Origin of the sequence: Streptomyces sp. ADMS (assembly GCF_033441795.1) — a bacterium.
Classification (GTDB): domain Bacteria; phylum Actinomycetota; class Actinomycetes; order Streptomycetales; family Streptomycetaceae; genus Streptomyces.
In genome coordinates this window covers 40,661-64,806 of record NZ_JAVFVX010000007.1, presented here as the reverse complement: position 1 = coordinate 64,806, position 24,146 = coordinate 40,661, and the positions used below count along the sequence as shown (strand labels likewise).

At 71.8% G+C, this 24,146-nt stretch carries 21 protein-coding genes and 1 tRNA gene; 6 read left to right on the top strand and 16 right to left on the bottom strand.

Features of this window, described 5'->3' with window-relative positions:
* Positions 1-6 precede the first annotated feature (6 nt).
* Complete coding sequence (locus tag RB628_RS05085; RefSeq protein ID WP_318319051.1) at positions 7-987, bottom strand: NAD(P)H-quinone oxidoreductase; 981 nt, start codon at positions 985-987, stop codon at positions 7-9.
* 165 nt (positions 988-1,152) lie between these two features.
* Here RB628_RS05085 and RB628_RS05080 point away from each other — a divergent pair, with 165 nt between their 5' ends.
* The gene (locus RB628_RS05080; protein WP_318319050.1) at positions 1,153-2,193 is read left to right on the top strand and encodes an ATP-binding cassette domain-containing protein; all 1,041 of its coding nucleotides are present in this window, start codon (positions 1,153-1,155) and stop codon (positions 2,191-2,193) included.
* On the top strand, positions 2,190-3,038 hold the full coding sequence (locus RB628_RS05075; protein WP_318319049.1) for an ABC transporter permease: 849 nt from the start codon (positions 2,190-2,192) through the stop codon (positions 3,036-3,038). The genes RB628_RS05080 and RB628_RS05075 overlap by 4 nt, the downstream gene beginning before the upstream one ends.
* A gap of 14 nt (positions 3,039-3,052) precedes the next feature.
* Here RB628_RS05075 and RB628_RS05070 read toward each other — a convergent pair whose 3' ends face one another.
* From RB628_RS05070 to pdhA, 6 genes are read right to left on the bottom strand one after another with little or no spacing between them, the layout of a single operon-like run.
* The gene (locus tag RB628_RS05070; RefSeq protein WP_318319048.1) at positions 3,053-4,159 is read right to left on the bottom strand and encodes a potassium channel family protein; all 1,107 of its coding nucleotides are present in this window, start codon (positions 4,157-4,159) and stop codon (positions 3,053-3,055) included.
* Between the two features lie 43 nt (positions 4,160-4,202).
* Complete coding sequence (locus RB628_RS05065) at positions 4,203-5,621, bottom strand: molybdopterin molybdotransferase MoeA (RefSeq protein ID WP_318319047.1); 1,419 nt, start codon at positions 5,619-5,621, stop codon at positions 4,203-4,205.
* Positions 5,618-6,538: an NTP transferase domain-containing protein gene (locus tag RB628_RS05060; protein ID WP_318319046.1), complete on the bottom strand. Its 921-nt coding sequence runs from the start codon at positions 6,536-6,538 to the stop codon at positions 5,618-5,620. The genes RB628_RS05065 and RB628_RS05060 overlap by 4 nt, the downstream gene beginning before the upstream one ends.
* 54 nt (positions 6,539-6,592) lie before the next feature.
* On the bottom strand, positions 6,593-7,915 hold the full coding sequence (locus tag RB628_RS05055) for a dihydrolipoamide acetyltransferase family protein (RefSeq protein WP_318319045.1): 1,323 nt from the start codon (positions 7,913-7,915) through the stop codon (positions 6,593-6,595).
* Positions 7,915-8,919, bottom strand: coding sequence for an alpha-ketoacid dehydrogenase subunit beta (locus RB628_RS05050; RefSeq protein ID WP_318319044.1), 1,005 nt, complete (start codon positions 8,917-8,919; stop codon positions 7,915-7,917). The genes RB628_RS05055 and RB628_RS05050 overlap by 1 nt, the downstream gene beginning before the upstream one ends.
* On the bottom strand, positions 8,919-10,052 hold the full coding sequence (gene pdhA / locus RB628_RS05045; RefSeq protein ID WP_318319043.1) for a pyruvate dehydrogenase (acetyl-transferring) E1 component subunit alpha: 1,134 nt from the start codon (positions 10,050-10,052) through the stop codon (positions 8,919-8,921). Before pdhA ends, RB628_RS05050 begins: the two co-directional genes overlap by 1 nt.
* Positions 10,053-10,229: 177 nt before the next feature.
* On the opposite strand from pdhA, the gene RB628_RS05040 reads away from it, so the two are divergent.
* Positions 10,230-10,730 carry an Lrp/AsnC family transcriptional regulator gene (locus RB628_RS05040; RefSeq protein ID WP_318319042.1) on the top strand — a complete coding sequence of 167 codons (501 nt, stop codon included), beginning with the start codon at positions 10,230-10,232 and terminating at the stop codon, positions 10,728-10,730.
* A gap of 31 nt (positions 10,731-10,761) precedes the next feature.
* Here RB628_RS05040 and RB628_RS05035 read toward each other — a convergent pair whose 3' ends face one another.
* On the bottom strand, positions 10,762-11,352 hold the full coding sequence (locus RB628_RS05035) for a TetR/AcrR family transcriptional regulator (RefSeq protein WP_318319041.1): 591 nt from the start codon (positions 11,350-11,352) through the stop codon (positions 10,762-10,764).
* On the bottom strand, positions 11,349-12,863 hold the full coding sequence (locus tag RB628_RS05030) for a 3-hydroxyacyl-CoA dehydrogenase (RefSeq protein WP_318319040.1): 1,515 nt from the start codon (positions 12,861-12,863) through the stop codon (positions 11,349-11,351). The genes RB628_RS05035 and RB628_RS05030 overlap by 4 nt, the downstream gene beginning before the upstream one ends.
* A gap of 197 nt (positions 12,864-13,060) precedes the next feature.
* On the opposite strand from RB628_RS05030, the gene paaN reads away from it, so the two are divergent.
* Entirely contained in the window at positions 13,061-14,767 is a 1,707-nt protein-coding gene (gene paaN / locus RB628_RS05025) for a phenylacetic acid degradation protein PaaN (protein ID WP_318319039.1), read from the top strand.
* A 203-nt stretch (positions 14,768-14,970) separates the two neighbouring features.
* Here the strand turns inward: paaN and RB628_RS05020 are convergent, their stop codons facing one another.
* From RB628_RS05020 to RB628_RS05010, 3 genes are read right to left on the bottom strand one after another with little or no spacing between them, the layout of a single operon-like run.
* Positions 14,971-15,744 carry a TrmH family RNA methyltransferase gene (locus tag RB628_RS05020; RefSeq protein ID WP_318319038.1) on the bottom strand — a complete coding sequence of 258 codons (774 nt, stop codon included), beginning with the start codon at positions 15,742-15,744 and terminating at the stop codon, positions 14,971-14,973.
* Positions 15,741-17,006 carry an HTTM domain-containing protein gene (locus RB628_RS05015; protein WP_318319037.1) on the bottom strand — a complete coding sequence of 422 codons (1,266 nt, stop codon included), beginning with the start codon at positions 17,004-17,006 and terminating at the stop codon, positions 15,741-15,743. Before RB628_RS05015 ends, RB628_RS05020 begins: the two co-directional genes overlap by 4 nt.
* The gene (locus RB628_RS05010; protein ID WP_318319036.1) at positions 17,003-17,908 is read right to left on the bottom strand and encodes a DUF5819 family protein; all 906 of its coding nucleotides are present in this window, start codon (positions 17,906-17,908) and stop codon (positions 17,003-17,005) included. Before RB628_RS05010 ends, RB628_RS05015 begins: the two co-directional genes overlap by 4 nt.
* Before the next feature lie 581 nt (positions 17,909-18,489).
* Between RB628_RS05010 and RB628_RS05005 the strand changes: the two genes are divergently transcribed.
* Complete coding sequence (locus tag RB628_RS05005; protein WP_318319035.1) at positions 18,490-19,638, top strand: acyl-CoA dehydrogenase family protein; 1,149 nt, start codon at positions 18,490-18,492, stop codon at positions 19,636-19,638.
* 30 nt (positions 19,639-19,668) lie between these two features.
* On the opposite strand, the gene RB628_RS05000 is transcribed toward RB628_RS05005, so the two are convergent.
* The 4 genes from RB628_RS05000 to RB628_RS04985 form a co-directional block, all read right to left on the bottom strand.
* Positions 19,669-19,998, bottom strand: a complete 330-nt coding sequence (locus RB628_RS05000) for a rhodanese-like domain-containing protein (RefSeq protein ID WP_318319121.1) — start codon at positions 19,996-19,998, stop codon at positions 19,669-19,671.
* Positions 19,999-20,035: 37 nt separating this feature from the next.
* Positions 20,036-20,932, bottom strand: coding sequence for a hypothetical protein (locus RB628_RS04995; protein ID WP_318319034.1), 897 nt, complete (start codon positions 20,930-20,932; stop codon positions 20,036-20,038).
* Between the two features lie 110 nt (positions 20,933-21,042).
* On the bottom strand, positions 21,043-22,494 hold the full coding sequence (locus RB628_RS04990) for a DUF2252 domain-containing protein (protein ID WP_318319120.1): 1,452 nt from the start codon (positions 22,492-22,494) through the stop codon (positions 21,043-21,045).
* A 224-nt stretch (positions 22,495-22,718) separates the two neighbouring features.
* Positions 22,719-22,801, bottom strand: a tRNA-Leu gene (locus tag RB628_RS04985).
* A gap of 474 nt (positions 22,802-23,275) precedes the next feature.
* On the opposite strand from RB628_RS04985, the gene RB628_RS04980 reads away from it, so the two are divergent.
* Positions 23,276-24,136, top strand: a complete 861-nt coding sequence (locus tag RB628_RS04980; protein ID WP_318319033.1) for a DUF3662 and FHA domain-containing protein — start codon at positions 23,276-23,278, stop codon at positions 24,134-24,136.
* The last annotated feature ends 10 nt before the right edge of the window (positions 24,137-24,146 follow it).

Genomic DNA, 24,146 nt, shown 5'->3' with positions numbered 1-24,146 from the left:
GGCGCGCTACGGGACCACCAGCAGCACCTTTCCGATGTGCCCGCTCTCCTCCACGAGCCGGTGGGCCGCCGCCACGTCGTCCATCGGGAACTCCCGGTCGACGACCGGCCGGACCTGACCGGCGGCGATCAGCGGCCAGACGTGTTCGCGTACGGCGGCCACGATCGCCGTCTTCTCGGCGAGCGGGCGGGCGCGCAGCGAGGTCGCGCTGATCGCGGCCCGCTTGGCGAGGAGCGCGCCGATGTTCAGTTCGGCCTTGACGCCGCCCTGCATGCCGATGATCGCGAGCCGTCCGTTGACGGCGAGGGCGCGGACGTTGCGGTCCAGGTACTTGGCGCCCATGTTGTCGAGGACGACATCGGCGCCGGCGCCGCCGGTGGCCTGCCTCAGCTCCTCGACGAAGTCCTGCTCGCGGTAGTTGACGAGGATGTCGGCGCCGAGTTCGGCGCACCGGTCGAGCTTCTCCTTCGTCCCGGCCGTCACGGCGACCCTGGCGCCGACGGCCCTGGCGAGCTGGATGGCCATGGTGCCGATACCGCTGGAGCCGCCGTGCACGAGGAGGGTCTCGCCGGGTCGGAGGTGGGAGATCATGAAGACGTTCGACCAGACCGTGCAGGTCACCTCGGGCAGCGCCGCCGCCCGCTTCAGACCGACGCCCTCTGGCACGGGCAGCAGCTGCCCGGCCGGAACGGCCACCTTCCGCGCGTAGCCGCCGCCCGCGAGCAGCGCGCACACCTCGTCGCCGACGGACCAGCCGGACACTCCGGGCCCGATCCCGGTGATCCGGCCGGAGCACTCCAGTCCGGGGTAGGGGGAGGCGCCGGGCGGTGGATTGTAGAAGCCCTGGCGCTGCAGGATGTCGGCACGGTTGACGGCGCTCGCCACCACCTCGACCAGCACCTCGCCCTCGCCGGGCACGGGATCGGGGACCTCGGCCCACACCAGCGCCTCGGGCCCTCCGGGTTCGGGAATCGTGATCGCATGCATGAGGGGACGCTACTCCCCGCCCCGGCGTTAAATTGAGGTGCGGTCCGGGGCCGGACGAGAGACCGTGGAGAAACGTGTGGCCGGGCGGCCGATGAGTTTCGGGTTGGCCTCCGGTCTCCCTTTGCGTAACCCCGTACGCGCAGGACTCCGGAAGGACCCCGAGACATGAGCCCACAGGCAGCCAAAGCGGGCAGGGCGGCCAAGGCAGCCGACCTGGCCATCGAGACCGCGGGTCTGGTGAAGACGTTCGGCGACACCCGGGCCGTCGACGGCGTCGACCTCACCGTGCCCACCGGCACGGTCTACGGGGTCCTCGGGCCGAACGGCGCCGGCAAGACGACCACTGTGAAGATGCTGGCCACCCTCCTCCGGCCGGACGACGGCGAGGCCCACATCTTCGGCCACGACGTGGTGCGCGAGGCCGACACGGTACGCGGCAGGGTGAGCCTCACCGGCCAGTACGCGTCCGTGGACGAGGACCTCACCGGCACCGAGAACCTGGTGCTGCTCGGCCGGCTCCTCGGCCATCACAAGAGGACCGCCCGTGAGCGCGCCGCCCAGCTCCTGGAGGCCTTCGGGCTCACGGACGCCGCGGTGAAGCAGGTCAAGCACTACTCGGGCGGTATGCGACGCCGAATCGACATCGCCGCGTCCATCCTCAACACCCCCGACCTGCTTTTCCTGGACGAGCCGACGACCGGTCTCGACCCGCGCAGCCGCAACCAGGTGTGGGACATCGTGCGCGCCGTGGTCGCCCAGGGCACGACCGTGCTGCTGACCACGCAGTATCTGGACGAGGCCGACCAGCTGGCGTCCCGGATCGCCGTCATCGACAAAGGCAAGGTGATCGCGGAGGGCACCAAGGGCGAGCTGAAGGCGTCCGTCGGCGCCGGGTCCGTCCATCTGCGGCTGCGTGATCCGGCACAGCGGCCCCAGGCGGAGGAGGTGTTGCGGCTGACCCTCGACGCGACGGTGCAGCGCGACCCCGATCCGGTGGCGCTGACAGCCCGTATCGGTACGTCGGCGGCGGACAACGCGGCCGAGCAGGCGGCCCGCGCGCTCTCCGAACTGGCCCGCGCCGGCATCACCGTCGACAACTTCTCCCTGGGACAGCCCAGCCTGGACGAGGTGTTCCTCGCCCTCACCGGACATGACACGGAAGCCGGCTCCCCGGCCGACTCCACGGAAAGCGAGGCGGCGGCATGAGCACCGCGACCACCACCGAGAGCAGGGATCTCGCCCCGGTCAGCGCCGAGGCACTCGCCGCGCTGCTCATCGCCAAGGACCGGCCGCCGCGCCCGAGCGCGCTCTCGGCGTCCCTCACCTTCGGCTGGCGGGCGATGCTCAAGATCAAACACGTCCCCGAGCAGCTCTTCGACGTCACCGCGTTCCCGATCATGATGGTGCTGATGTACACGTACCTGTTCGGGGGCGCGCTGGCGGGCTCCCCGCGCGAGTACATCCAGTTCCTGCTGCCGGGCATCCTCGTGATGTCGGTCGTGATGATCACGATGTACACCGGCGTCTCGGTCAACACGGACATCGAGAAGGGCGTCTTCGACCGCTTCCGTACGCTGCCGATCTGGCGGCCGGCGGTGATGGTCGGCTATCTCCTCGGCGACGCCCTGCGGTACACCATGGCGTCCGTGGTGATGCTGACGGTCGGCGTCATCCTGGGCTACCGACCCGACGGCGGAGTGGTGGGCGTGGCTGCCGGCATCGCCCTCCTCCTGGTCTTCTCCTTCGCCTTCTCCTGGATCTGGACGATGTTCGGGCTGCTGCTGCGCACGGAGAAGTCGGTGATGGGCGTCAGCATGATGGTGATCTTCCCGCTGACCTTCCTGTCGAACGTCTTCGTCGACCCGAGCACCATGCCCGGCTGGCTCCAGGCCTTCGTCAACAACAGCCCGATCACCCATGTGTCGTCGGCGGTGCGGGAGCTGATGGCCGGCGAGTGGCCGACCGCCGAGATCGCCTGGTCGCTGGGGTGGGCGGGCTTGCTGGTGCTCATCTTCGGCCCGGTGACGATGCGGCTCTACAACCGCAAGTAGCCGGGACGCAGGTGTTAGTTGTCGCGGATCCGGCGGACGTCGGGCGCCACATGCGCGCCCGGCGTCGCCCGCACGATGGTGATGAGCCGGTCGGCCACCTGAAGCTCCCCGACGGACGGATCGTCGTAGCCCAGCACGCGGTGCCCGCGCACGACACTCACGACCAGGTCGTCCGTCTCGCGCGGCCCCTTGCCCACCTCGGCCTTTATGACCGGCCGTTCGACGATGTCGAGCCCGCTGCCCTGCTGGATGAGGTCCTCCATGACCATGCCGGCGGCGGGACTGAGCACGGACAGCCCGAGCAGCCGCCCGGCCGCGCTCGCGCTCGTGATGACGGCATCGGCGCCGGACTGCTTGAGCAGCGGCGCGTTCTCCTCCTCGCGTACGGCGGCCACGATCTTGGCGGTGCGGTTGAGCTGCCGGGCCGTCAGCGTCACCAGCACGGCCGTGTCGTCGCGCTGGGTGGCGATGATGATCTGCCGCGCCTTCTGCAGTTCGGCCCGCAGCAGTACGTCACTGCGTGTGGCGTCGCCGACCACTCCCGCGTACCCGTCGGCGGTGGCCGCGTCCACGGCCTTGGAACTGGGGTCGACGACCACTACCTGTTCCTTCTTCAGCCCGGTGGCGCAGACGGTCTGCACGGCCGACCGCCCCTTGGTCCCGAACCCGATGACAACGGTGTGATCTCGCAAGGCCGCCCTCCAGCGGTTCTGCCGCCACTCCTCCCGCGTACGTTCCGTGAGGACTTCGAGAGTCGTGCCGACCAGGATGATCAGGAAGAGCACGCGCAGCGGTGTGATGACGAAGATGTTGGTCAGCCTGGCGGCGTCACTGACGGGCGCGATGTCGCCGTATCCGGTGGTGGACAGGGTGACGGTGGCGTAGTAGAAGGCGTCGAGAAGATCGACGGAACCATCGGAGTTGTCGATGTAGCCGTCGGCGTCGGCATAGACGATGAAGGCGGTTCCGATCAGCACCAGCAGCGCCATGGCGACGCGCTTGGCGACCTGGCGGATCGGCCGTTCCACCACGGTCCGGGGAAGTTTCACCCGATGGGTCACCAGATGCTCGTCCGCCTGACGGGCGATGGCGTCCTGGCCCGGCAGTTTCACGTGAAACATCCCCCCATGCCGCCGGGGTGGCCGCCGCTGCGATCCGAATGTTTCACGTGAAACACACCCCGGCTTCGGTGGCTGCTGCCCACGGCAGGTCGAGCAGTTCCAGTTCCTGACCGGCTCGCGCACCGCCGGGCGGTACGACCGCGAGGGCCTCGGCCGCGGCGATGCCCCGCAGCATCGCCGGACCGTTGTAGTGCAGCGGCACGGCCCGGTCGCCGCGCAGGACGACGGGGACGAGCCGGGTGTCGTGCGGGTGCCCGTGCACCTCGTCCTTGAGGGGCAGCGTGTACGGCTCCGGCGCCCCCCGTCCCGCGCGGGTCCGCAACAGGGGCTCGGCAAGGGTGAGCAGCCCGGAGACGGCGGCCAGCGGGTTGCCCGGCAGCCCGACGAGGTGCTGGTTCTCCTTGGTCCGGGCCAGCAGCATGGGGTGCCCGGGGCGCACCTGGACGCCGTTCACCAGCAGTTCGGCGCCGAGGCGGCGCAGGGTGGGGTGAACATGGTCAACGGGTCCGGCGGCGGTGCCCCCGGTGGTGACGACGATGTCGGCAGGGGAGTTCTGCAACGCCTCGTAGAGCGCCTTGGCGTCGTCCCCGAGCCTGCGTACGGCGATGACCTCGGCGCCGAGCGAGCGCAGCCAGGGCGGCAGCATCGGGCCGAGCGCATCCCGGATCAGACCGTCGTGCGGCAGTCCCTCGGTGAGCAACTCGTCACCCAGGACAAGGACTTCGGCCCGGGGGCGGGAAATCGCGGCGAGGGTGTCGTACCCGGCGGCCGCCGCGAGCCCGAGCACCGCCGGGGTCACGAAGGTGCCGGCGGGCAGCAACTGGTCGCCGGAGCGGCACTCCTGGGCGCGTGGACGGATGTCCTGGCCGTGCATCATGTCGCGGGTCGCGTGCAGTCGGCCCTTGTCGTCCGCGCGGCCGTGCTCGCCGCGCAGTACGGCGGTCGTGTCGTGCGGGATGCGGGCGCCCGTCGCGATCCGCACCGCCTCGCCGTCCGTGAGCGGCTCGGGCTGCGCGTGCCCGGCGAGCACACCGGCCTCGCGCACGTCCCAGGGGCCGGGGCCGGCCACCGCCCAGCCGTCCATCGCGGACGTGTCGAAGGAGGGGAGGTCGGTGAGGGCCACGAGAGGGGCGGCCAGGACCAGGCCGAGGGCGGCGTCGAGGGGGACGGAGGCAGCGGCGGCACGGGAGACCTGACGGGCGGCGCGCTCGGCGATGGCGCGGGCCTGGGGCCAGGGGGTGGCCCGAGGGCGCGCGGGGGCGGAGGCGGAGGCGGGGTCTCCGTCGGCGCCGGGGCTCGGGGGGTCGGCCTCCACGTCGTAGACGCCCTCCCCTGCGGGGGCCGGTGCTGCGGCACTCTCGGGGGTCGGTCCGTCGCCCTGCTCAGCGCTGTGGTTGCCTTCGTTCACGAGGGCGAGCGCCTCCTCGGCGCCGAGGTCGTCCAGGTCGTGGCGGACGGTCATCCGGCGTCCGGGCTGCTGCTGTCCGGGGCCTTGCCGGCATCGTCCGCGCCCGCGGCCTCGTCGGCCCAGCGCAGGGCGAGGGCGACGGCTTTGCGGGTGGCCCCGGCGACTTCCTCCGGGCCTCCCCCGGCCCGGCCCGCCGCGTACCCGACGAGGAACGTCGTCAGCGGGGCGGCCGGCCTGGCCACACCGTGCGCGGCGTCGCGCGCCAGGTCGAGGAGGAGGCCGGTGTCGACGTCCAGGTCGATGCCCAGTTCGTCCTTGGCTGCGGAAATCCATTCGTCCAACACGTGCCCATGCTCCCTGATGCGTGCTCTGGCGGCGGCGATGTCGTCCCAGGTGTCGCAGTCGAAGGACGCGACGGGGTCGGACACACGGATGAGTTCCAGCGCGCCGGCCAGCCGGCGCAGCGGCAGGCCGGTGAGGCCGCCGTGTTCGAGGGTGAGCGCGTCCAGCTCCCGGCGCAGCGCGGACGCCCGGTACGCGGCAACGAGCGGCTGGTCCCGGCCGCCCGGGTCGCTGAGCAGCGCGCCCTCGACGCCGCGCGTCCGCAGGGCGCCGAGGAGCCGCCGTACCGTCGCCGGTCCGAGGAACGGGAGATCGGCGGAGAGTACGACGACCTGCGCGGCCCTGGTCTGTCGCAGGCCCGCGTCGAGCGCGGCGACGGGTCCGCCGCCCGGCGGGTCCTCGTGGGCCCAGGTCACGGGCCGCACGGTGGGCCGGGGCGCGGACACGACCACGGTGGTGCCTGCGTCGGAGCAGGCGGCGAGCACCCGGTCGAGCAGCGCGCGCCCGCCCACCCGCACGCCGGGCTTGTCGGTACCGCCGAGGCGCCGGGCGGTCCCGCCCGCGAGCACGACGGCGTCGTAGCCGTCGGCGCCGGGGGTCCCTGCGGGCTGGGGCTCATAGGCGGTCACCCTCCGAGTATGCGGGCCGCCGCCGATCACAGGAACGTGTGCGCGCCACCCTGATCACAGAGTGCGCAGCAGCACCGCCGGCTGTTCGACGCAGTCCGCCACAAAGCGGAGGAAACCGCCCGCCGTGCCGCCGTCGCACACCCGGTGGTCGAAGGTGAGCGACAGTTGGACGACCTGGCGCACCGCCAGGTCGCCGTTGTGCACCCACGGCTTGGGGACGATCCGGCCGACGCCGAGCATGGCCGCCTCGGGGTGGTTGATGATCGGCGTGGAGCCGTCGACACCGAACACGCCGTAGTTGTTCAACGTGAACGTCCCGCCGGTGAGTTCGGCGGGCGGGAGGGTGCCGGTGCGGGCCGACTCCGTCAGCCGCGCGATCTCCGCGCTGAGGGCCTCGGCGTTCCTGGTGTGCGCGTCCCGGACGACGGGGACGACGAGCCCGCGTTCGGTCTGCGCGGCGAAGCCGAGATGGACGCGGTCGAGCCGGACGATCTCCCTGGCCTCCAGGTCGACCGTGGAGTTCAGCTCGGGGTACCGGGCGAGGGCGGCGGTGCAGATACGGGCGAGCAGCGCGAGGAGGGAGATCTTCGGGCTCCCTCCCCCGTTCATGTGTGCACGCGCGTGCATCAGTTCCGTCGCGTCGGCGTCCACCCAGCAGGTCGCGTCCGGGATCTCGCGCCGGCTGCGGGAGAGCTTGTCGGCGACGGCACCGCGGATGCCCTTGAGGGGGACACGCGTGTCCCCCTCGCAGGCAGGGGCGGGGTGCGCGGCGGGCACCGGGGTCGCGGCCGGGGCCGAGGACTCGGGTCGGGTGGCGCCGGCGCGCAGGGCGTGCTCCACGTCGGCGCGCAGGATCAGTCCGTCGGGCCCGGAGCCCGTCAGTTTCCGCAGGTCCAGGCCGTTCTCGCGGGCGAGCCTGCGCACGAGCGGCGAGATGACCGGGACGGGACCGTCCACCGGGGCGGGGGCGGGGGCGTGTGCGACTGTCTCCTTGAGGGCCACGGGAGCGGCGGGCGCCGCCTGTTCCCGCCGTACTCTCCGCCGCCGCGCGGGCGCCTCGGACGTGCCGTATCCCACGAGCACGTTCCCGGAGCCCCGGGCCGCGTCACCGGCGGGGTCGGGGTGGGCCGGTGTCCCGACCGCCACCGTCACCAGGGGTGACCCGACGGGCAGTTCGGTGCCCTCCTCGCCGAAGCGGGCGGTGACGACGCCCCCGTAGGGACACGGCACGTCGACCATCGCCTTGGCCGTCTCGACCTCGACGACCGGCTGGTCGACGGCGACGACCTCGCCGACCTCGACCAACCAGCGCACGATCAGCGCCTCGGTGAGCCCTTCGCCGAGGTCGGGGAGCCTGAACTCCAGTACCTGTGCCATCAGCGTTCCGCCTCCCACTGCAGCCGTCCGACAGCGTCCAGGACACGGTCGACGCCGGGCAGATGGTGCCGCTCCAGCATCGGGGGCGGATACGGGATGTCGAACCCGGCGACGCGCAGCACCGGCGCCTCCAGATGATGGAAGCAGCGCTCCGTGACGCGGGCCGCGATCTCCCCGCCGGGGCCGCCGAAACCGCCCGACTCGTGGACGACGAGGGCCCGCCCGGTCCGCTGTACCGAGGCGCACACCGTCTCGTCGTCGAACGGGACCAGGGAACGCAGGTCGACGACCTCCAGGTCCCAGCCCTCCGCCTCCGCCGCCTGTGCCGCCTCCAGGCAGACGGGCAGCGACGGACCGTACGTGATGAGCGTGGCGCTGCGGCCCGGGCGCCGCACCACCGCGCGTCCTATCGGTTCAACGGCCGGCGGTTCGTCCGGGTTCCAGGAGTCCTTCGACCAGTACAGGCGCTTGGGCTCCAGAAGGACCACCGGGTCGTCGGAGGCGATCGCGGCCCGCAGCAGGCCGTACGCGTCGGCGACCGTGGCGGGCGTGACGACATGGAGTCCCGGGGTCGCCATGTAGTACGCCTCGGAGGAGTCACTGTGGTGTTCGACGCCGCCGATGCCGCCGCCGTAGGGCACACGAACGGTGATCGGCAGGGGCATGGCCCCGCGCGTGCGGTTGCGCATCCGGGAGACGTGCGAGATCAACTGCTCGAACGCGGGATAGGCGAACGCGTCGAACTGCATCTCGACGACCGGCCGCAGACCGTACATGGCCATGCCGACGGCCGCCCCGAGGATGCCCGCCTCGGCCAGCGGGGTGTCCGTGCAGCGGGCGTCACCGAACTCCCTGGCGAGCCCGTCGGTGACCCGGAAGACCCCGCCGAGGGTGCCGACGTCCTCGCCCATGACGTGAACGGTGGGGTCGGCGGCCATGGCGTCGCGCATCGCGCGCGTGAGGGCCTGGGCCATGGTGGCGGGTTTGAGGGCGACCGTGGTCATCAGTGCGTCCCCTCCGCCCCGGCTTCGAGCTCGGCCCGCAACTGGGCCCGCTGCTCGCGCAGTTGCGGGGTGGGCTCGGCGTACACCTGGGCGAACAGGTCCATGGGGTCGAGTGCCGGGTCCTGGTTCATGCGGGCGCGAAGGTCGGCGGCGAGTGCCTCGGCGTCGTCGCGCGCGGCACTCCTGGCGTCCTCGTCGAGCAGCCCGCGCGCGGTGAGCTCCTGTTCCAGGAGGTCGATCGGATCGTGTTCGCGCCAGGCGGCGACCTCGGAGTCGGCCCGGTAGCGCTTGTCGTCGTCGGCGTTGGTGTGCGCCTCCACGCGGTAGGTCACCGCCTCGACGAGCGTGGGACCACCACCCGCGCGCGCGTGGCGTACCGCGTCGCGCAGCACCTCGTACATGGCGACCGCGTCGTTGCCGTCGACCAGGCGGCCGGGCATCCCGTAGCCGACGGCCTTGTGGGCCAGCGACGGGGCGGCGGTCTGCTTGGCGAGCGGCACGGAGATCGCGAAGCCGTTGTTCTGCACCAGGAAGACGACCGGCGCCTGCCACACGGCGGCGAAGTTCAGCGCCTCGTGGAAGTCGCCCTCGCTGGTGCCGCCGTCGCCGACCATGGCCAGCGCGACCACGTCGTCGCCCTTGAGCCGGGCGGCGTGCGCGAGCCCGACGGCGTGCGGCAGCTGTGTCGCGAGCGGGGTGCACAGGGGCGCCACCCGGTGCTCACGCGGGTCGTACCCGGTGTGCCAGTCGCCGCGCAGCAGCGTGAGCGCCTGTACGGGGTCCACGCCCCGGGCGACCACGGCTAGCGTGTCCCGGTAGCTGGGGAAGAGCCAGTCACGGTCCTCCAGAGCGAGCGCGGCGGCCACCTCGCAGGCCTCCTGGCCGACGCTGGAGGGGTACACGGCGAGTCGGCCCTGCTTGGTGAGGGCGGTGGCCTGCGCGTTGTACCGGCGCCCGCGCACCAGCTGCGCGTACAGCCGGCGCAGCAGCCCCGGGTCCGCCTGAGCCGCCGCCTCGGTGCCGAGGACGCGGTACGGAGCCGCGTCGGGCAGCAGCGGCGCGGGGTCGGTACGGGGCTGCCAGGCGGGCGGCGGTGTGGGCCGGTATGCGCCCCGCTGCTCCATGACCGTCATGACGGCACCTCCTCGTGGGAGACGGCTCAGGGCGCGCCACGGACGTGTGACCCGCCTCACCTACCGATTGTTCGGTTGTCGGCACATTTTGGCTACAGGCACCGCCAGGCTGTGGACAAACGGTTCTCCACAGCCTGAGATGGACGCAGTACGTCCATGGTAGGGAGGCGGGGGGACATGGCATCTGAACAAATGGCCGAACGCCAGGAAGGCGGCGGTACCCAGCCGCCCCCGCGCCCGCTCGACGCCATCGATCAGGACATCCTGCAGATGCTCCAGGCGGACGGCCGTGCCTCGATCCGATCCGTGGCCGAACGCGTGCACGTTTCACGGGCCAACGCCTACGCCCGTATCAACCGCCTCCTCGAGGACGGTGTCATCCGCGGTTTCGGCGCCCGCGTGGACCACGAACGCGCCGGACAGGGCACGTCGGCGTACATCACGCTGAAGATCGTCCAGAACTCCTGGCGCACGGTCCGCGAACAGCTGAGACAGCTCCCCGGAGCGGACCACATCGCCCTGGTGGGCGGCGACTTCGACGTACTCCTGCTGGTCCACACCCCCGACAACAAGGCGCTGCGCGAGCTGGTGCTGACGCGCCTCCAGGCGATCCCGGAGGTGCTCAGCACGCGCACGCTGCTGGTGTTCGAGGCGGAGGACCTGGAACCGCAGGCCTGAGTGACCCCCGAGTCACCCCTGCCGGAGTGGCTCACTCAGGGCTGCGCAGCCCCCCGAAGACCAGCCGCACCACGGCGTCGGAGACCTCACGCTCACCCATGCCGCGCCCGTCGGGCCGGTACCACTCCACGACCGAGTTGATCATTCCGAAGACGAGCCGTGTCGCGAGCCGCACCTCCACGTCACCGCGTACGTCCCCCTCGGCGGCGGCGGCCCTGAGGAGCTCGGCGACCCGGTGGTCGAAGTCGCGGCGCCGCTCCAGGGCCCGGCGCTCGGTGTCGGTGTTGCCGCGCACACGCAGCAGCAGCGTCACGTACGGCAGTTCGGCGATGAGCACCTCGACCATGCGCCGCACGACGTACTCCAGGCGTCCGGCGGCGGGCCCCACGCGCGCGTGCTCCTCGTCGAGGATCCCGAAGAGCCCGTCCAGCGCCCGGCTGACGGCCAGGCGCAGCAACTCCTCCTTGCCGGTGACGTGGTGGTAGATCGACGACTTGGAGATGCCCGCGGCCTTCGACAGGTGCTCCATGGAAGTGCCGTCGTAGCCGCGTTCGTTGAACACCTGGACGGCGACCTGGAGCAGCGTCGTCGGGGTGTACGTGTCGCGCTTGGCGGTGGTCATGGGGTGCCCTCCCGCTTGTCGGTGGCGTACGCGTGGCGGTAGAGCGCGAGGGACGGCGCGTACCGCCCGCTCGGATCGCGCTGGTGGAGTTCGTCGAGGATCTCGTGCGCCCAGCTCCGGCCGAGCCTGCGGCTCCATTCGAAGGGCCCGAGCGGGTAGTTGACGCCGAGGCGCATCGCCGTGTCGACGTCCTCCTCGGTGGCGACGCCCTTGGCGACGGCGTCGTGCGCGAAATCGATGATCCGGGCCACCGTGCGGGCGACGATCATGCCGGGGGCGTCCCCGAGGACGCTGACGTCCTTGCCGAGCGCCTGGAAGAGGCCGATGGCCTCGGAGAGGGTCTGCGGCTGGGTGTCCTGGGAGGCGGACAGGGCGATGCGGGTGGCCCGCCGGTAGTCGAGGGCCAGGTCGAAGTAGACGACGTCACGGAACTCGACGCTGGTCTGCCCGTCGGCGAGGACCAGCTGACCGCCGCTGGGCAGCACCAGCCGGGTGCCGTGGTCCTCCTCGTCCTCACGGACGGGAACGCCCGCCTCGCGGATCAGCGCGACCAGGTCGGCCGCGGGGCCCAGATCGCCCTCGGCGACGACGTACGCGGGCGCCTGGGCCTTCTCCGCGGTGTGCGGTTCGGCGGGCTCGGCGTCGTCCCCGTACTCGTACCAGCCCTGCCCGGTCTTGCGGCCGAGCCGGCCCGACTCGACGAGCCGTCGCTGGGCGAGCGAGGGCGTGAACCGCACGTCGTGGAAGAAGGCCTGCCACACGGAGCGGGTGACGGCCTCGTTGACGTCCTGTCCGATGAGGTCGGTCAGTTCGAAGGCGCCCATTTTGAACCCGCCGCACTCGCGAAGCACCGCGTCGATGGTGGCGGGGTCGGCGGACTGGGCCTCGTACGCCGCGAAGGCCTCGGCGTAGAAGGGCCGGGCGAGGCGGTTGACGATGAATCCGGGGGTGTCGGCGCAGGCGACCGGGGTCTTGCCCCAGGCGCGGGCCATCTCGTACGCGCGCGTGGCCGACGTGACGTCGGTGGCGAACCCGGAGACGACCTCCACGAGGGGCAGCAGCGGCGCCGGGTTGAAGAAGTGCAGCCCCACGAACCGCCCCGGGTTGCGCAGCGCGCCCCCGATGGCGGTGACCGACAGGGAGGAGGTGTTGGTGGCGAGCAGACAGTCGTCGTCGACCACGTCCTCCAGCTCGCGCAGCAACTCCTGCTTCACGTCGAGCTGTTCGAGAACGGCCTCGACGACCAGGGAGCAGTCGGCGAGTTCGGCGAGGCTCCCGGCCGCGTGCAGCCGGCCCCGGGCGGCGTCCCGGTCGGCCGCCACCATCCGGTCCTTCTCGACGAGCCGGTCGAGCCGCGCGCCGATCGCGTCGGCGGCGTCCTGGGCCCGCCCGGGCACGGCATCGAACAGCCGGACGTGATGACCGGCGACCAGCGCGACCTGGGCGATGCCCTGGCCCATGGTGCCGGTGCCGACGACGGCCACGGGGCTGCTGAGGTCGAGTGCTGTCATGTGCGCGATCCTCCCGCACGGGGTTGTCCACGGATGCGGCGGACCCCCTTGTCCCGACCGATCGTTCGGTTACTCTAACTCTGTCGTGCCTTTTCTGCCCAGGTCACGTCCCGGTTCATGCCCCGGTCATGCCCCAGGTCATGTCCCAGGTACATGAGCTCAACGAAGTGCTCTTGAGACGAGGAGTTGGTCCCCTGATGGCCGCCGAACTCACCGCGCACCAGCTGATCGCCCAGCACCGGCCCACCCTCGACCGGGCGCTGGAAGCGATCCGCACGCGTGCGTACTGGTCCCCGCACCCCGAACACCCCAAGGCCTACGGGGAGGACGGCAGCCTGGACCCGGCCGCGGGCAAGGCCGCTTTCGACGCCGTCCTGAACACCCGCCTCGACCTCGGCCAGCCCGGCACGGACGACTGGGTGGGCGGCGAGGTGTCCCCCTACGGCATCGCTCTGGGCGTCACCTACCCGCACGCGGACGTCGACGTGCTGCTGCCCGCCATGAAGGCCGGCCTGCCCGCCTGGCGCGACGCGGGCGCGGAGGCGCGCGCGATGGTCTGCCTGGAGATCCTCAAGCGGATCAGCGGCCGGACTCACGAGTTCGCGCACGCGGTCATGCACACCAGCGGCCAGGCCTTCATGATGGCGTTCCAGGCGGGCGGCCCGCACGCCCAGGACCGCGGCCTGGAGGCGGTGGCCTACGCGTACGCGGAGCAGGTGCGCACCCCCGGCAGCGCGGAGTGGACCAAGCCCCAGGGCAAGCGCGACCCGCTGGCCCTCACCAAGCAGTTCACGCCGGTCCCGCGGGGCATCGCCCTCCTCATCGGCTGCAACACCTTCCCCACGTGGAACGGCTACCCGGGCCTGTTCGCGTCCCTGGCCACGGGCAACGCGGTCCTCGTGAAGCCCCACCCGCGCGCGGTACTGCCGCTCGCGCTGACGGTCCGGATCGCGCGGGAGGTCCTTGCGGACGCCGGCTTCGACCCGAACCTGGTGGCACTGGCGGCCGAACGACCCGGGGAGGGCATCGCCAAGACCCTGGCGACCCGCCCGGAGATCCGCATCATCGACTACACCGGTTCGACGTCGTTCGGTGACTGGCTGGAGGCCAACGCCCGCCAGGCGCAGGTCTACACGGAGAAGGCCGGCGTCAACACGGTGATCGTGGAGTCGACCGACAACTACAAGGGCATGCTGTCGAACCTCGCGTTCTCCCTCTCCCTGTACAGCGGCCAGATGTGCACGACCCCGCAGAACCTCCTGATCCCCCGCGACGGCATCCGCACGGAGGACGGCCACAAGTCGTACGACGAGGTGGTCTCCGGCCTGGCCACCGCCGTCGGCGGCCTCCTGGGCGACGACGCGCGCGCGAACGGGCTGCTGGGCGCGATCGTCAACCCCGATGTGAAGGCACGGCTGGAGGCGGCGGCCGGGCTCGGCGAAGTCGCCCTGGCCTCACGGGAGATCGTGAACCCCGACTTCCCGGACGCGGTGGTCCGTACGCCGGTGATCGTGAAGCTCGACGGCGCGCGGAAATATTGGGATGGGGCGGACTCCGAGGCCGCCTACATGAGCGAGTGCTTCGGGCCGGTCTCCTTCGCCGTCGCGGTCGACTCGGCGGCGGACGCGGTGGAACTGCTGCGGCGGACGGTCCGGGACAAGGGCGCGATGACGGTCGGCGCGTACACGACCGACGCGGAGGTCGAACAGGCCGTCGAGGAGGCCTGTCTGGAGGAGTGCGCCCAGCTGTCGCTGAACCTGACCGGCGGGGTGTACGTCAACCAGACGGCCGCCTTCTCCGACTTCCACGGCTCGGGCGGCAACCCGGCGGCGAACGCGGCGCTGTGCGACGGAGCGTTCGTGGCGAACCGGTTCCGGGTGGTGGAGGTGCGCCGCCAGGCCTGAGCGCTCCGCTGGATACGCAGTTCTTTCGCCGCGGCTCGGTGGGGGGGGCTGGTCGCTCCCCCGCTCTCGGCTTCTCCCGCGTGTGTCTTAGGGGTTTGGGAGACCCCCAGAGCGGGGGACACCCATCGCGGCGGAGCCGCAGATCGGTGCAGCCCCGAGCCCCTTGCAGGGCGCGATTCCGCGCCCGACCTCCCCGAGGCCGCTCAGAGGGCCCTGCCCCCGGTGACGCTCCAGTGGTACAGCGTCATGGCCACGCTGGTCGCGAGGTTGTAGCTGGAGACCTGGGGGCGCATCGGGAGGGACACCAGATGATCGGCACGCGCGCGTAGGGCGGGCGACAGGCCGCTGCGCTCGGAGCCGAAGGCGAGTACGGCGTCGTCCGGGAGCTTCAGCCCCCGGATGTCGTCGCCCTCCGGATCGAGCGCGAACAACGGCCCCGACGGCAGGTCGGCCACCGCCAGCCGCTCCACGGCGGTCGCGAAATGCAGCCCCGCCCCACCGCGTACGACGGTGGGGTGCCAGGGGTCGAGAGTCCCGGTGGTCACGACCCCGGTCGCACCGAAACCGGCCGCGAGCCGGATCACCGCCCCCGCGTTGCCGAGATTTCGCGGGTCGTCGAGGACGACGACGGGCGCGGTCCGGGGCATGCGCGCGAGCACCTCAAGACTGGCCGCGCGGGAGGGTCGTACGGCCAGGGCGGCCACTGCTGTGGGGTGCGCGCGCGGCACGAGGGACGCGTACGTCGTCTCCGGGACCTCGGTCAGCAGGGCGTCCAGGGGGTCCCGTACGTCCGCCGCCAACTCGTCCGCGAGATCCAGTGCCGCCCGTCGGTCGGTGGTCACGGCCAGCGGAATCCGCGCGCCGAAGCGGAGCGCGTGCTTGAGGGCGTGGAAACCGTCGAGCAGGACGGACGTGCCGGTGAGGCGGTGCCACTCGGCCACCGCGTCGGTCGCCGGTCCCGTTGCTGCGTCCGTCATGCCCTGAAGCCTACGTGCGGCGGTTCTGCCGTCTCGTCCGCAGCGGGCTCGTCGGCCGCCCCGGAGGTTCGCCTGCCGGGCCCGGCACGTCCGTCGCCCGGCAGACGGGCGAGAAGGCGCGCACGCGCGCGTGCCGCCCCCTCACCGAGGCGGCGCAGGAAGGAGGCCGGCAGGAACACGGCGTCCGCGGCGATCATCGCGAGCGAGAAGAAGGGCAGGCCGAGGACGACGGCGATCACGGCGTGCTCCGTCATCATCACGGCCAGCAGGACGTTCTTGGCCCGCCGGTTGAGGAGCGTGAACGGGAAGGCGACCTGCACGATCACCGTCCCGTACGTCACCAGCATCACCATCGTGCCGCTCGACGACAGCAGGTCGGAGAGCGCGGGCCACGGGGAGAAGTAGTCGAGGTGGAGCGGGTAGTAGACAGCGGTGCCGTCCTGCCAGCGCGAACCCTGGATCTTGTACCAGCCGGCCGTCGCGTAGATCAGACAGGCCTCGGCCATGATCACGAAGAGGGCCGCGTTGTGCACGAGGTTGCCGACGATGTCGAGGAGCATCCGGAACTCGCCGCCCGGCCCACGGCGACCCACGACCCACCACACGCCCTGCGCCAGCCACATGCCCCAGAGAATCACCGGGACCAGCGGGTCACCGTCGAGCTTGCCGGCCGCGGTACCGGCGACGAGGAGTGCCCCGAGGACGGCCCAGAGCGCCGGGCCCACACGGTCGGGGACAGCGTCGAAGAGCACGCGTGCGCGTGCCTTGCGGGCGCGCCGGGCGTCCAGGGACCACACCTGGCCGCAGCGCGTGAACACCAGGTAGAGGGACATCAGGTGCAGGACGTTGTCGCCGCCGTCGCCCACGAAGATGCTGCGGTTCTGGAGCGAGAGCACACCGGCCATGAAGACCACGGACAGGGTCCGGGTCCGCCAGCCGAGCAGGAGAAGCAGACTGGCGAGAACCGCGAGCACGTACACGAGCTCGAACCAGACCTGGCTTCCGGACCACATCAGGACTGTGAAGGCGCCGTTCTCCGCGATGAGCTGCTGGGCGAGATCCCAGCTCCAGGGGCCGTCGGGGCCGTACAGCTCCCGCCGGTGCGGGAACTCGCGCAGCAGGAACAGCAGCCAGGTCGCCGAGAAGCCGATACGGACGACGGCGGTCTGGTAGGGCCCGAGGGCGGTCTCGGTGACGCGGCCGATGCCACGGGAGACGGAACGGGAGAGCGAACGGGTGGCCGCGGGGGCGAGGCCGGTCATGAGTCACCCGCCTCCGTCGCATCCGTCGCGCCCGCCGCCGCCTCGGCCGGCTCGTCGTCGGGGACGGGCCACCAGGGCAGTACGCGGTACGTGGGCTTTTCGGGCACCTGCTCCGTGCTCCACTCGGGCGGTCGGACGGTGGTGCTGCGGGAACGGACCTGAACGCGGTCGATCGTGCCGCCGGGGGCGACCACGCCCTCGCGGCCGAGGCGCAGAACGACGATGCGGCGCAGATACTGCTCGGCGAGGACACCGCGCAGGCCCGAGGGGCGGTTCTGTGCGTCGTGCGAGGCGAGAAGGAAGTCCCAGGCCCGGCGCAGCTCGTTCTGCTGGGTGTGACTCGGCACCGGATTGCCGTCGATGGCCTCTCCGTCCAGCGCGGAGAGGTCGTACCAGCCGGTCGTGCGGGCCCCGCCGTCCCCGGAACGGACATCGGCGCGGACCTCGACCGCGACGTTCTGCTGCAGCGGGTTGGGGGCGAAGAGCTTCCAGTTCTGCTCGAACTCCGGATAGACCCAGTCGTCGATCGTCCGCGCGTGCTCCTTGGCGACCGTGTTGGAGGGCGCGACGTGCAGGAACACCATGCCGAGGTGAACACACGCGGCAACGGCGACGACCGCGACGGCGAGCGCGGCGCCGATCTGGTACGGGAGGGAAAGGGAGGCCAGTGCCGGGCGGAGGGCATCCTCGGGATCGGGGGAGCCCCGGAGAGCGGGGAGCGGGAGGGCGACACCGTCCGATGGGCCGGCCCCGGGCTGCGGCTGCGCGGGGAGCGGGAGGGCGACACCGTCCGATGGGCCGGCCCCGGGCTGCGGCTGGGGGCCGTCGGGCTGGGAGCCCTCGGCCTCGCCGGGCTCGTCGCGCCCGTGCCGGGCGTTCGAGCCTGCCTCGTACGCGTCCATTCCGCCCCGTCTCCCGATACCCGGTCCCACCCGCACCCACCGCACCCGTCGGCCCACGCACACCGCGACACGGCGTGCGCACGGGCACGGTACTCACGGCCGCCCGCCCTGCGCAGCCCCCTCCGCACACCGGCACGACCGACGAACAGCACCCTGGGAGGCCGGCCGCGAGGAGTTGTCCACAGCCGTTGACACCCTACGGCCACCACTGGACCACCGAAGCGGACATACCGAACGATCGGTCGGGACCAGTCGCCCGGCACGGCCGCCCGGCTTCGACCGGGGACACCTGCCGACGGGAGACATCCGAGGATGGGGGCGAGGGCGGACAGCCTGTGAAGCTGTTGACCGAGGGCGCCGACCCGGGCCGCTGTCGCCGGGGGCGGGACGACTCGGCTCCTTCGGCCCGCGGACACCGCCTGCCGCCGCCGGCCGGGGCTCACGGAAGGTGCCGTCACGGAGCCACGAAAAAGGTGACGGGACCCGGGCACCGAACAGACCCACCCGTTCCCTTCTTCTAGAACCTGTTCTATCTTGACGCCCCGTCAGGTCACCCGCCCCCGGGCCGAGAGGACAGCACCGTGGACTTCAGGTTCAGTGAGGAGCAGCAGGCGGCGGTCGAGGCGGCCCGCGCGGTGTTCAGCGGGGTCGCGCCGGACAAGGTGCCCAGCCCGTCGCTCGTCCCGGGCGCCGTCGCCGACGACTTCGACCGGGTGCTGTGGGAGAGGCTCTCCGGTGCGGATCTGCTGAGCCTCCTGCTCGACGAGGAGTTCGGAGGGGCCGGTCTCGACGCCATCGCCCTGTGTCTCGTGCTGCGCGAGTCCGCGAAGGTGCTGGCCAGAGTGCCCCTGCTGGAGAGCTGCGCGGCCTCAGCGGCCGTACAGGCGTACGGGGACGAGGAGTTGCGAGGCGAGGTGCTGCGCAGGGCCGGGACCGGCGACCTCGTGCTCACCGTCGCCGCGCACGGCCGTACCGGCCACGACCCCGCCGAACTCGCCGTGACCGCGGGGCGGGACGGTGTTTTCTGGGTCCTCGACGGAATGCAGACAGCGGTGCCCTGGGCGCACAACGCCGACTTCGTCCTCGTACCCGCGCGCACGAGCGCCGACCGGACCGTCCTCGCCCTTGTCCCTCGCGTCCACGAAGGCGCCCCGCTCGACGGCGTCGTCCTCGCCGAGCAGATATCCACCACCGGCGAGCGGCTCGGTGAACTGCGCCTGGAGTCGGTGCGGTTGCCGGAGCGGTACGTCCTCGACGCCGACGGTGCCTGGCCGTGGCTGCGCGATCTGCTGACCGTCGGGACCTGCGCGCTGGCCCTCGGGCTGGGTACGGCCGTGCTGGGCATGACCAGCGACTACACCGGCAAGCGGGAGCAGTTCGGGCACCCCCTGGCGACGTTCCAGGCCGTCGCCGTACAGGCCGCCGACCGGTACATCGACCTGCGCGCGATGGAGGTCACCCTGTGGCAGGCCGCCTGGCGCATCAGCACCGGAGCCGGGGGTGCGCTGCCCGCCTCCGGGGATGTGGCCGTCGCCAAGATCTGGGCCGCGGAGGGGGTACGACGGGGCGTGCAGACCGCGCAGCACCTGCACGGCGGTTTCGGTGCCGACACCGACTATCCGCTGCACCGGTACCACGCCTGGGCCAAGCACCTGGAGCTGTCGCTCGGCCCGGCGGCGGCACACGAGGAGACCCTGGGCGACCTGCTCGCGGCACACCAGCTGGGCTGAAGCCGGCGGTGGGCCGTCAGGTACCGGTGTTCAGGCGACGAAGCCCGGCGCACCCTCGTCGGTGACGACCGGGCGGCCCGCCGCCTCCCACACCTGCATGCCACCGTCCACGTTCACGGCGTCGATGCCCTGCTGGACCAGGTAGTTGGTGACCTGGGCCGACCGGCCACCGGAGCGGCAGATCACGTTGACCCGGCCGTCCTGCGGTGCCGCCTGCGTCAACTCGCCGTAGCGGGCGACGAATTCGCTCATGGGGATGTGCAACGCCCCCTCGGCATGCCCCGCCTGCCACTCCTCGTCCTCGCGGACGTCCAGCAGGAACTCGCCGTCCTTGAGGTCCGCGACCTCGACCGTGGGCACACCAGATCCAAAACTCATGCGCCCGACGATACCCAGGTCACCGCCCGAGCAGCGCCGCGAGTTCCGCCTCACGCTGCGCGACCTGGGCCAGCAGCTGCTCGGCGATCTCCTCCAGGAGGCGGTCGGGGTCGTCCGGAGCGAGCTTCAGCATCGCTCCGATCGCGCCCTCCTCCAGCTCACTGGCGACCAGCGTGAGCAGCTCCTTGCGCTGGGAGAGCCATTCGAGGCGGGCGTAGAGCTCCTCGCTGTGGCTCGGCCGCCACTCGGCGGGCACCGGGCCGGCCGCCCACTCCTCGGCCAGCTCCCGCAGCAGCGCCGCGTCGCCCCGCCCGTAGGCGGTGTTGACCCGGGCGATGAACTCGTCGCGCCGCGCCCGCTCCTCCTCGTCCTGCGCCAGGTCCGGGTGGGCCTTGCGGACCAGTTCGCGGTAGAGCTTGCGGGCCTCGTCGCTCGGGCGGACCCGCTGCGGGGGCCGCACCGGCTGCTCGGTGAGCATCGCCGCGGCCTCAGGGAACAGTCCCTCCGAGTCCATCCAGCCGTGGAACAGCTCCTCGACACCGGGCATCGGCATGACCCGCGCCCGCGCCTCCCGCGCCGCTCGTACGTCCTCGGCATCGCCGGTCCGCGCGGCCTTCGCCTCGGCGATCTCGGCGTCGAGTTCGTCGAGGCGGGCGTACATCGGGCCGAGTTTCTGGTGGTGCAGCCGGGAGAAGTTCTCGACCTCGATACGGAACGTCTCGACCGCGATCTCGTACTCGATGAGCGCCTGCTCCGCGGCCCGCACGGCCCGCTCCAACCGCTCCTCGGGCCGGGGACCCTCAGCCGCGCCCCCGGCCTGATCGGCCGCACCGGACGGTTCCTGCGCGTCAAGGCGCTCCCGCGGCCCTTCGGCTTCGGGAACGGATGAGGACTGGTCAGCTTCCGGGGTCGTCACCCGCCCAGCGTAGGCCACGGCTCCCGCGCCCACCCAGGGTCACCGGTCAGACCCCGAAGCGACACCGCGGTCACCGCCCGGCCGTCACGCCCGCGCCCTCGTCACAGCCGTCACACCCCCATCTCGGCGGCGATCCGTCCCGCCCGCACCGCCCCCACCAGATCCGCGTGGTCCGCCTCGGTCCGGTCGGCGTAGGCCGTCGCGAACGTCGCCATCGCCTCGTCCAGCTCCTCGCTCTTGCCGCAGTAGCCGGCGATCAGCCGCGGGTCGGCGCTGTGGGCGTGGGCGCGGGCCAGCAGGGCGCCCGTCATCCGGCCGTAATCGTCGATCTGGTCGGCGGAGAGGGCGGACGGGTCGACGCTGCCCTTGCGGTTGCGGAACTGCCGTACCTGGAAAGGCAGTCCGTCGACCGTCGTCCAGCCGAGGAGGATGTCACTGACGACCTGCATGCGCTTCTGCCCGAGCACCACCCGGCGCCCCTCGTGCACCGCGCCCGCCGTGTCCACCGGATCCCAGCCGGCCGTGGCCAGATGCGGGACCAGCGCCGAGGGACGGGCCTCCTTCACCTGGAGGACGAGCGACTCACCACGGTGGTCCAGCAGAAGGACGACGTACGACCGCGCTCCCACACTCCCCGTGCCGACGATGCGGAACGCCACGTCGTGCACGCAGTGGCGGGCCAGCAGCGGGAGGCGGTCCTCCGACAGCGTGGTCACGTACTCCTCCAGGGACGCCGCCACCACCGCGGCCTCCGCGTCCGGCACCCGCCGCAGCACCGGCAGGGCATCCACGAAGCGCCGCCCGCCGTCCTCGGTGACCTCCGTCGATCTGGCCGCGAAGCGCCCACTGGTGTTGGCCCGCGCCTTCTCGGAGACCCGCTCCAGCGTGCCGATCAGATCGTGGGCGTCCGTGTAGGAGACGAGCTCCTCGTCCGCGATGGCATTCCACGCGTCCAGCACCGACAGCTTCGCGAGGAGCCGCATCGTACGGCGGTACGCGCCGACCGCGCCGTGCGCCGCCTGGCGGCAGACGTCCTCGTCCCCGCCCACCTCCCGGCCCGCGAGCACGAGCGAGGCGACCAGCCGCTTGAGGTCCCACTCCCAGGGGCCCTGGACCGTCTCGTCGAAGTCGTTCAGATCCATGACCAGGCCGCCACGCGCGTCGCCGTACAGACCGAAGTTTCCCGCGTGGGCGTCGCCGCAGATCTGGGCGCGGATCCTGGTCATGGGGGTGCGGGCGAGGTCGTACGCCATCAATCCCGCCGAACCGCGCAGGAAGGCGAACGGGGTGGCCGCCATCCTGCCCACCCTGATCGGGGTCAGCCCGTGGATACGGCCGCGGTTGGACTCCCGGACCGCCGCCTCCGCGTCCGGACGGGAGCCGTCCGCGCCGACGTCGAGGGAGGCGTGCGCGCTGCGTGGAACCTGCCGCCGCAGGGCCTTCCCCTCCTCCTTCGGAGAGCCATCCGCCTGCCACTGGGCGAACCCGCGCACCCGGGGAAGCTCCCGCGCCCGGCTCCGCGCCGCTGCGGCACCCACCGGCTCCGTACCGACCTCGGTCATCGCGACCGCCTCCCCCGCTCCACTCACCGCTGCCAACATCAACTCGCGACGACCGTACCGCCGCCGGCCGAATCACGTCAGACCTGTGGATAACCCCGCTGTCCACAGGCCGGCTCGGTGGGACCCACCTCATATGAGAGAGACCTCACACCTGCACGGCGGGCGAGGACAACGCGAAACGGCCCTCATCGGGATCCCGATAAGGGCCGTTCACTTGCTTGTTGTGCGCGAGGGGGGAGTTGAACCCCCACGCCCTTGCGGGCACTGGAACCTGAATCCAGCGCGTCTGCCATTCCGCCACTCGCGCATTTGGTGTGTCCTCGGGCCCTGCTCCCTGCGGTGCTGGGGCCTTCCGACATCGAGAAGATTAGCACGATGGAAGTGGTGGGTTCACATCCCTTTCCCTCCACCACCCCAGGGTGGCCCACCTGCGGAGGTTCCCCTCCCGGCCAAGCCGGACGGGCTCCGCCTACGTATCAACCCGTGCCGGTTCACGTATCAACCTCGTACCGGTCCAGCCCATCTCCCCCGCAGGCGGGCAAGGTGCACAGTCAGGTGCGGGACACTGGTTCGGCGGCGCCTCTACGATCTGGGTACGGCCCGAGGAGTTCGAAGGCGACCTTCTCAGGGAACTTCGTTCAGGCGTCGACACCCGTCGACCGGGCTGGCAGGGGGAACCAGCCGATTTCCCGGCGCGTGGATACGATCAGTAAGCAGTACCAGGCACGGCAGGCACGGCACGCAAGGCTCAGACAGAGCAGCAACCAGGAGGAGGTGCCCCATGGGAGTCCTGAAGAAGTTCGAGCAGCGTCTCGAAGGTCTGGTCAACGGCACCTTCGCCAAAGTGTTCAAGTCCGAGGTCCAGCCCGTGGAGATCGCGGGCGCGCTGCAGCGCGAGTGCGACAACAACGCGACCATCTGGAACCGCGACCGGACCGTCGTACCCAACGACTTCATCGTGGAACTGAGCACACCGGACTTCGAGCGCCTCAGCCCCTACTCCGGACAACTCGGCGACGAGCTCGCCGGGATGGTGCGGGACTACGCCAAGCAGCAGCGGTACACCTTCATGGGCAACATCAAGGTGCACCTGGAGAAGGCCGACGACCTGGACACCGGTCTGTACCGGGTGCGCAGCCGTACGCTCGCCTCCTCCACCAACCAGCAGGCCCCCGGCGGCCCCGGCCCTGGCGCCGCCGCTCCTGCGGCCGCGCCGATGGGCCGGCCCGCCGGAGCCGGCGGATACGGTTATCCGCCGGCCGCCGCACCCCCGATGCCGGCCGCTCCGCCGCCCGGCGGACGCCCCGGCGCCGCTCCGGCGGGTCCGCCCATGGGGCAGCGGCCGACCGCGAACGCGGGCCGGATGCGGTGCTGGGTCGAGATCAACGGCGCCCGTCACCAGATCTCCGGTCCGACGCTGGTGCTGGGCCGCAGTACCGAGGCCGACGTGCGGATCGACGACCCCGGCGTCTCGCGCCGGCACTGTGAGATCCGGCCCGGAACGCCTCCGACGATCCAGGATCTCGGGTCCACCAACGGCATCGTGGTGGACGGGACGCACACCACCCGCGCTACGCTCCGCGACGGCTCGCGGATCGTCGTGGGCAGCACCACCATCATTTACCGGCAAGCCGAAGGGTGAAGCGGGGGCA

Bases quoted from the DNA above. Each gene is read 5' to 3' on its own strand.
- RB628_RS05085 (WP_318319051.1), bottom strand. From the start codon at position 987: ATGCATGCGATCACGATTCCCGAACCCGGAGGGCCCGAGGCGCTGGTG.
- RB628_RS05080 (WP_318319050.1), top strand. From the start codon at position 1,153: ATGAGCCCACAGGCAGCCAAAGCGGGCAGGGCGGCCAAGGCAGCCGAC.
- RB628_RS05075 (WP_318319049.1), top strand. From the start codon at position 2,190: ATGAGCACCGCGACCACCACCGAGAGCAGGGATCTCGCCCCGGTCAGC.
- RB628_RS05070 (WP_318319048.1), bottom strand. From the start codon at position 4,159: ATGTTTCACGTGAAACTGCCGGGCCAGGACGCCATCGCCCGTCAGGCG.
- RB628_RS05065 (WP_318319047.1), bottom strand. From the start codon at position 5,621: ATGACCGTCCGCCACGACCTGGACGACCTCGGCGCCGAGGAGGCGCTC.
- RB628_RS05055 (WP_318319045.1), bottom strand. From the start codon at position 7,915: ATGGCACAGGTACTGGAGTTCAGGCTCCCCGACCTCGGCGAAGGGCTC.
- RB628_RS05050 (WP_318319044.1), bottom strand. From the start codon at position 8,919: ATGACCACGGTCGCCCTCAAACCCGCCACCATGGCCCAGGCCCTCACG.
- pdhA (WP_318319043.1), bottom strand. From the start codon at position 10,052: ATGACGGTCATGGAGCAGCGGGGCGCATACCGGCCCACACCGCCGCCC.
- RB628_RS05040 (WP_318319042.1), top strand. From the start codon at position 10,230: ATGGCATCTGAACAAATGGCCGAACGCCAGGAAGGCGGCGGTACCCAG.
- RB628_RS05035 (WP_318319041.1), bottom strand. From the start codon at position 11,352: ATGACCACCGCCAAGCGCGACACGTACACCCCGACGACGCTGCTCCAG.
- RB628_RS05030 (WP_318319040.1), bottom strand. From the start codon at position 12,863: ATGACAGCACTCGACCTCAGCAGCCCCGTGGCCGTCGTCGGCACCGGC.
- paaN (WP_318319039.1), top strand. From the start codon at position 13,061: ATGGCCGCCGAACTCACCGCGCACCAGCTGATCGCCCAGCACCGGCCC.
- RB628_RS05020 (WP_318319038.1), bottom strand. From the start codon at position 15,744: ATGACGGACGCAGCAACGGGACCGGCGACCGACGCGGTGGCCGAGTGG.
- RB628_RS05015 (WP_318319037.1), bottom strand. From the start codon at position 17,006: ATGACCGGCCTCGCCCCCGCGGCCACCCGTTCGCTCTCCCGTTCCGTC.
- RB628_RS05010 (WP_318319036.1), bottom strand. From the start codon at position 17,908: ATGGACGCGTACGAGGCAGGCTCGAACGCCCGGCACGGGCGCGACGAG.
- RB628_RS04990 (WP_318319120.1), bottom strand. From the start codon at position 22,494: ATGACCGAGGTCGGTACGGAGCCGGTGGGTGCCGCAGCGGCGCGGAGC.
- RB628_RS04980 (WP_318319033.1), top strand. From the start codon at position 23,276: ATGGGAGTCCTGAAGAAGTTCGAGCAGCGTCTCGAAGGTCTGGTCAAC.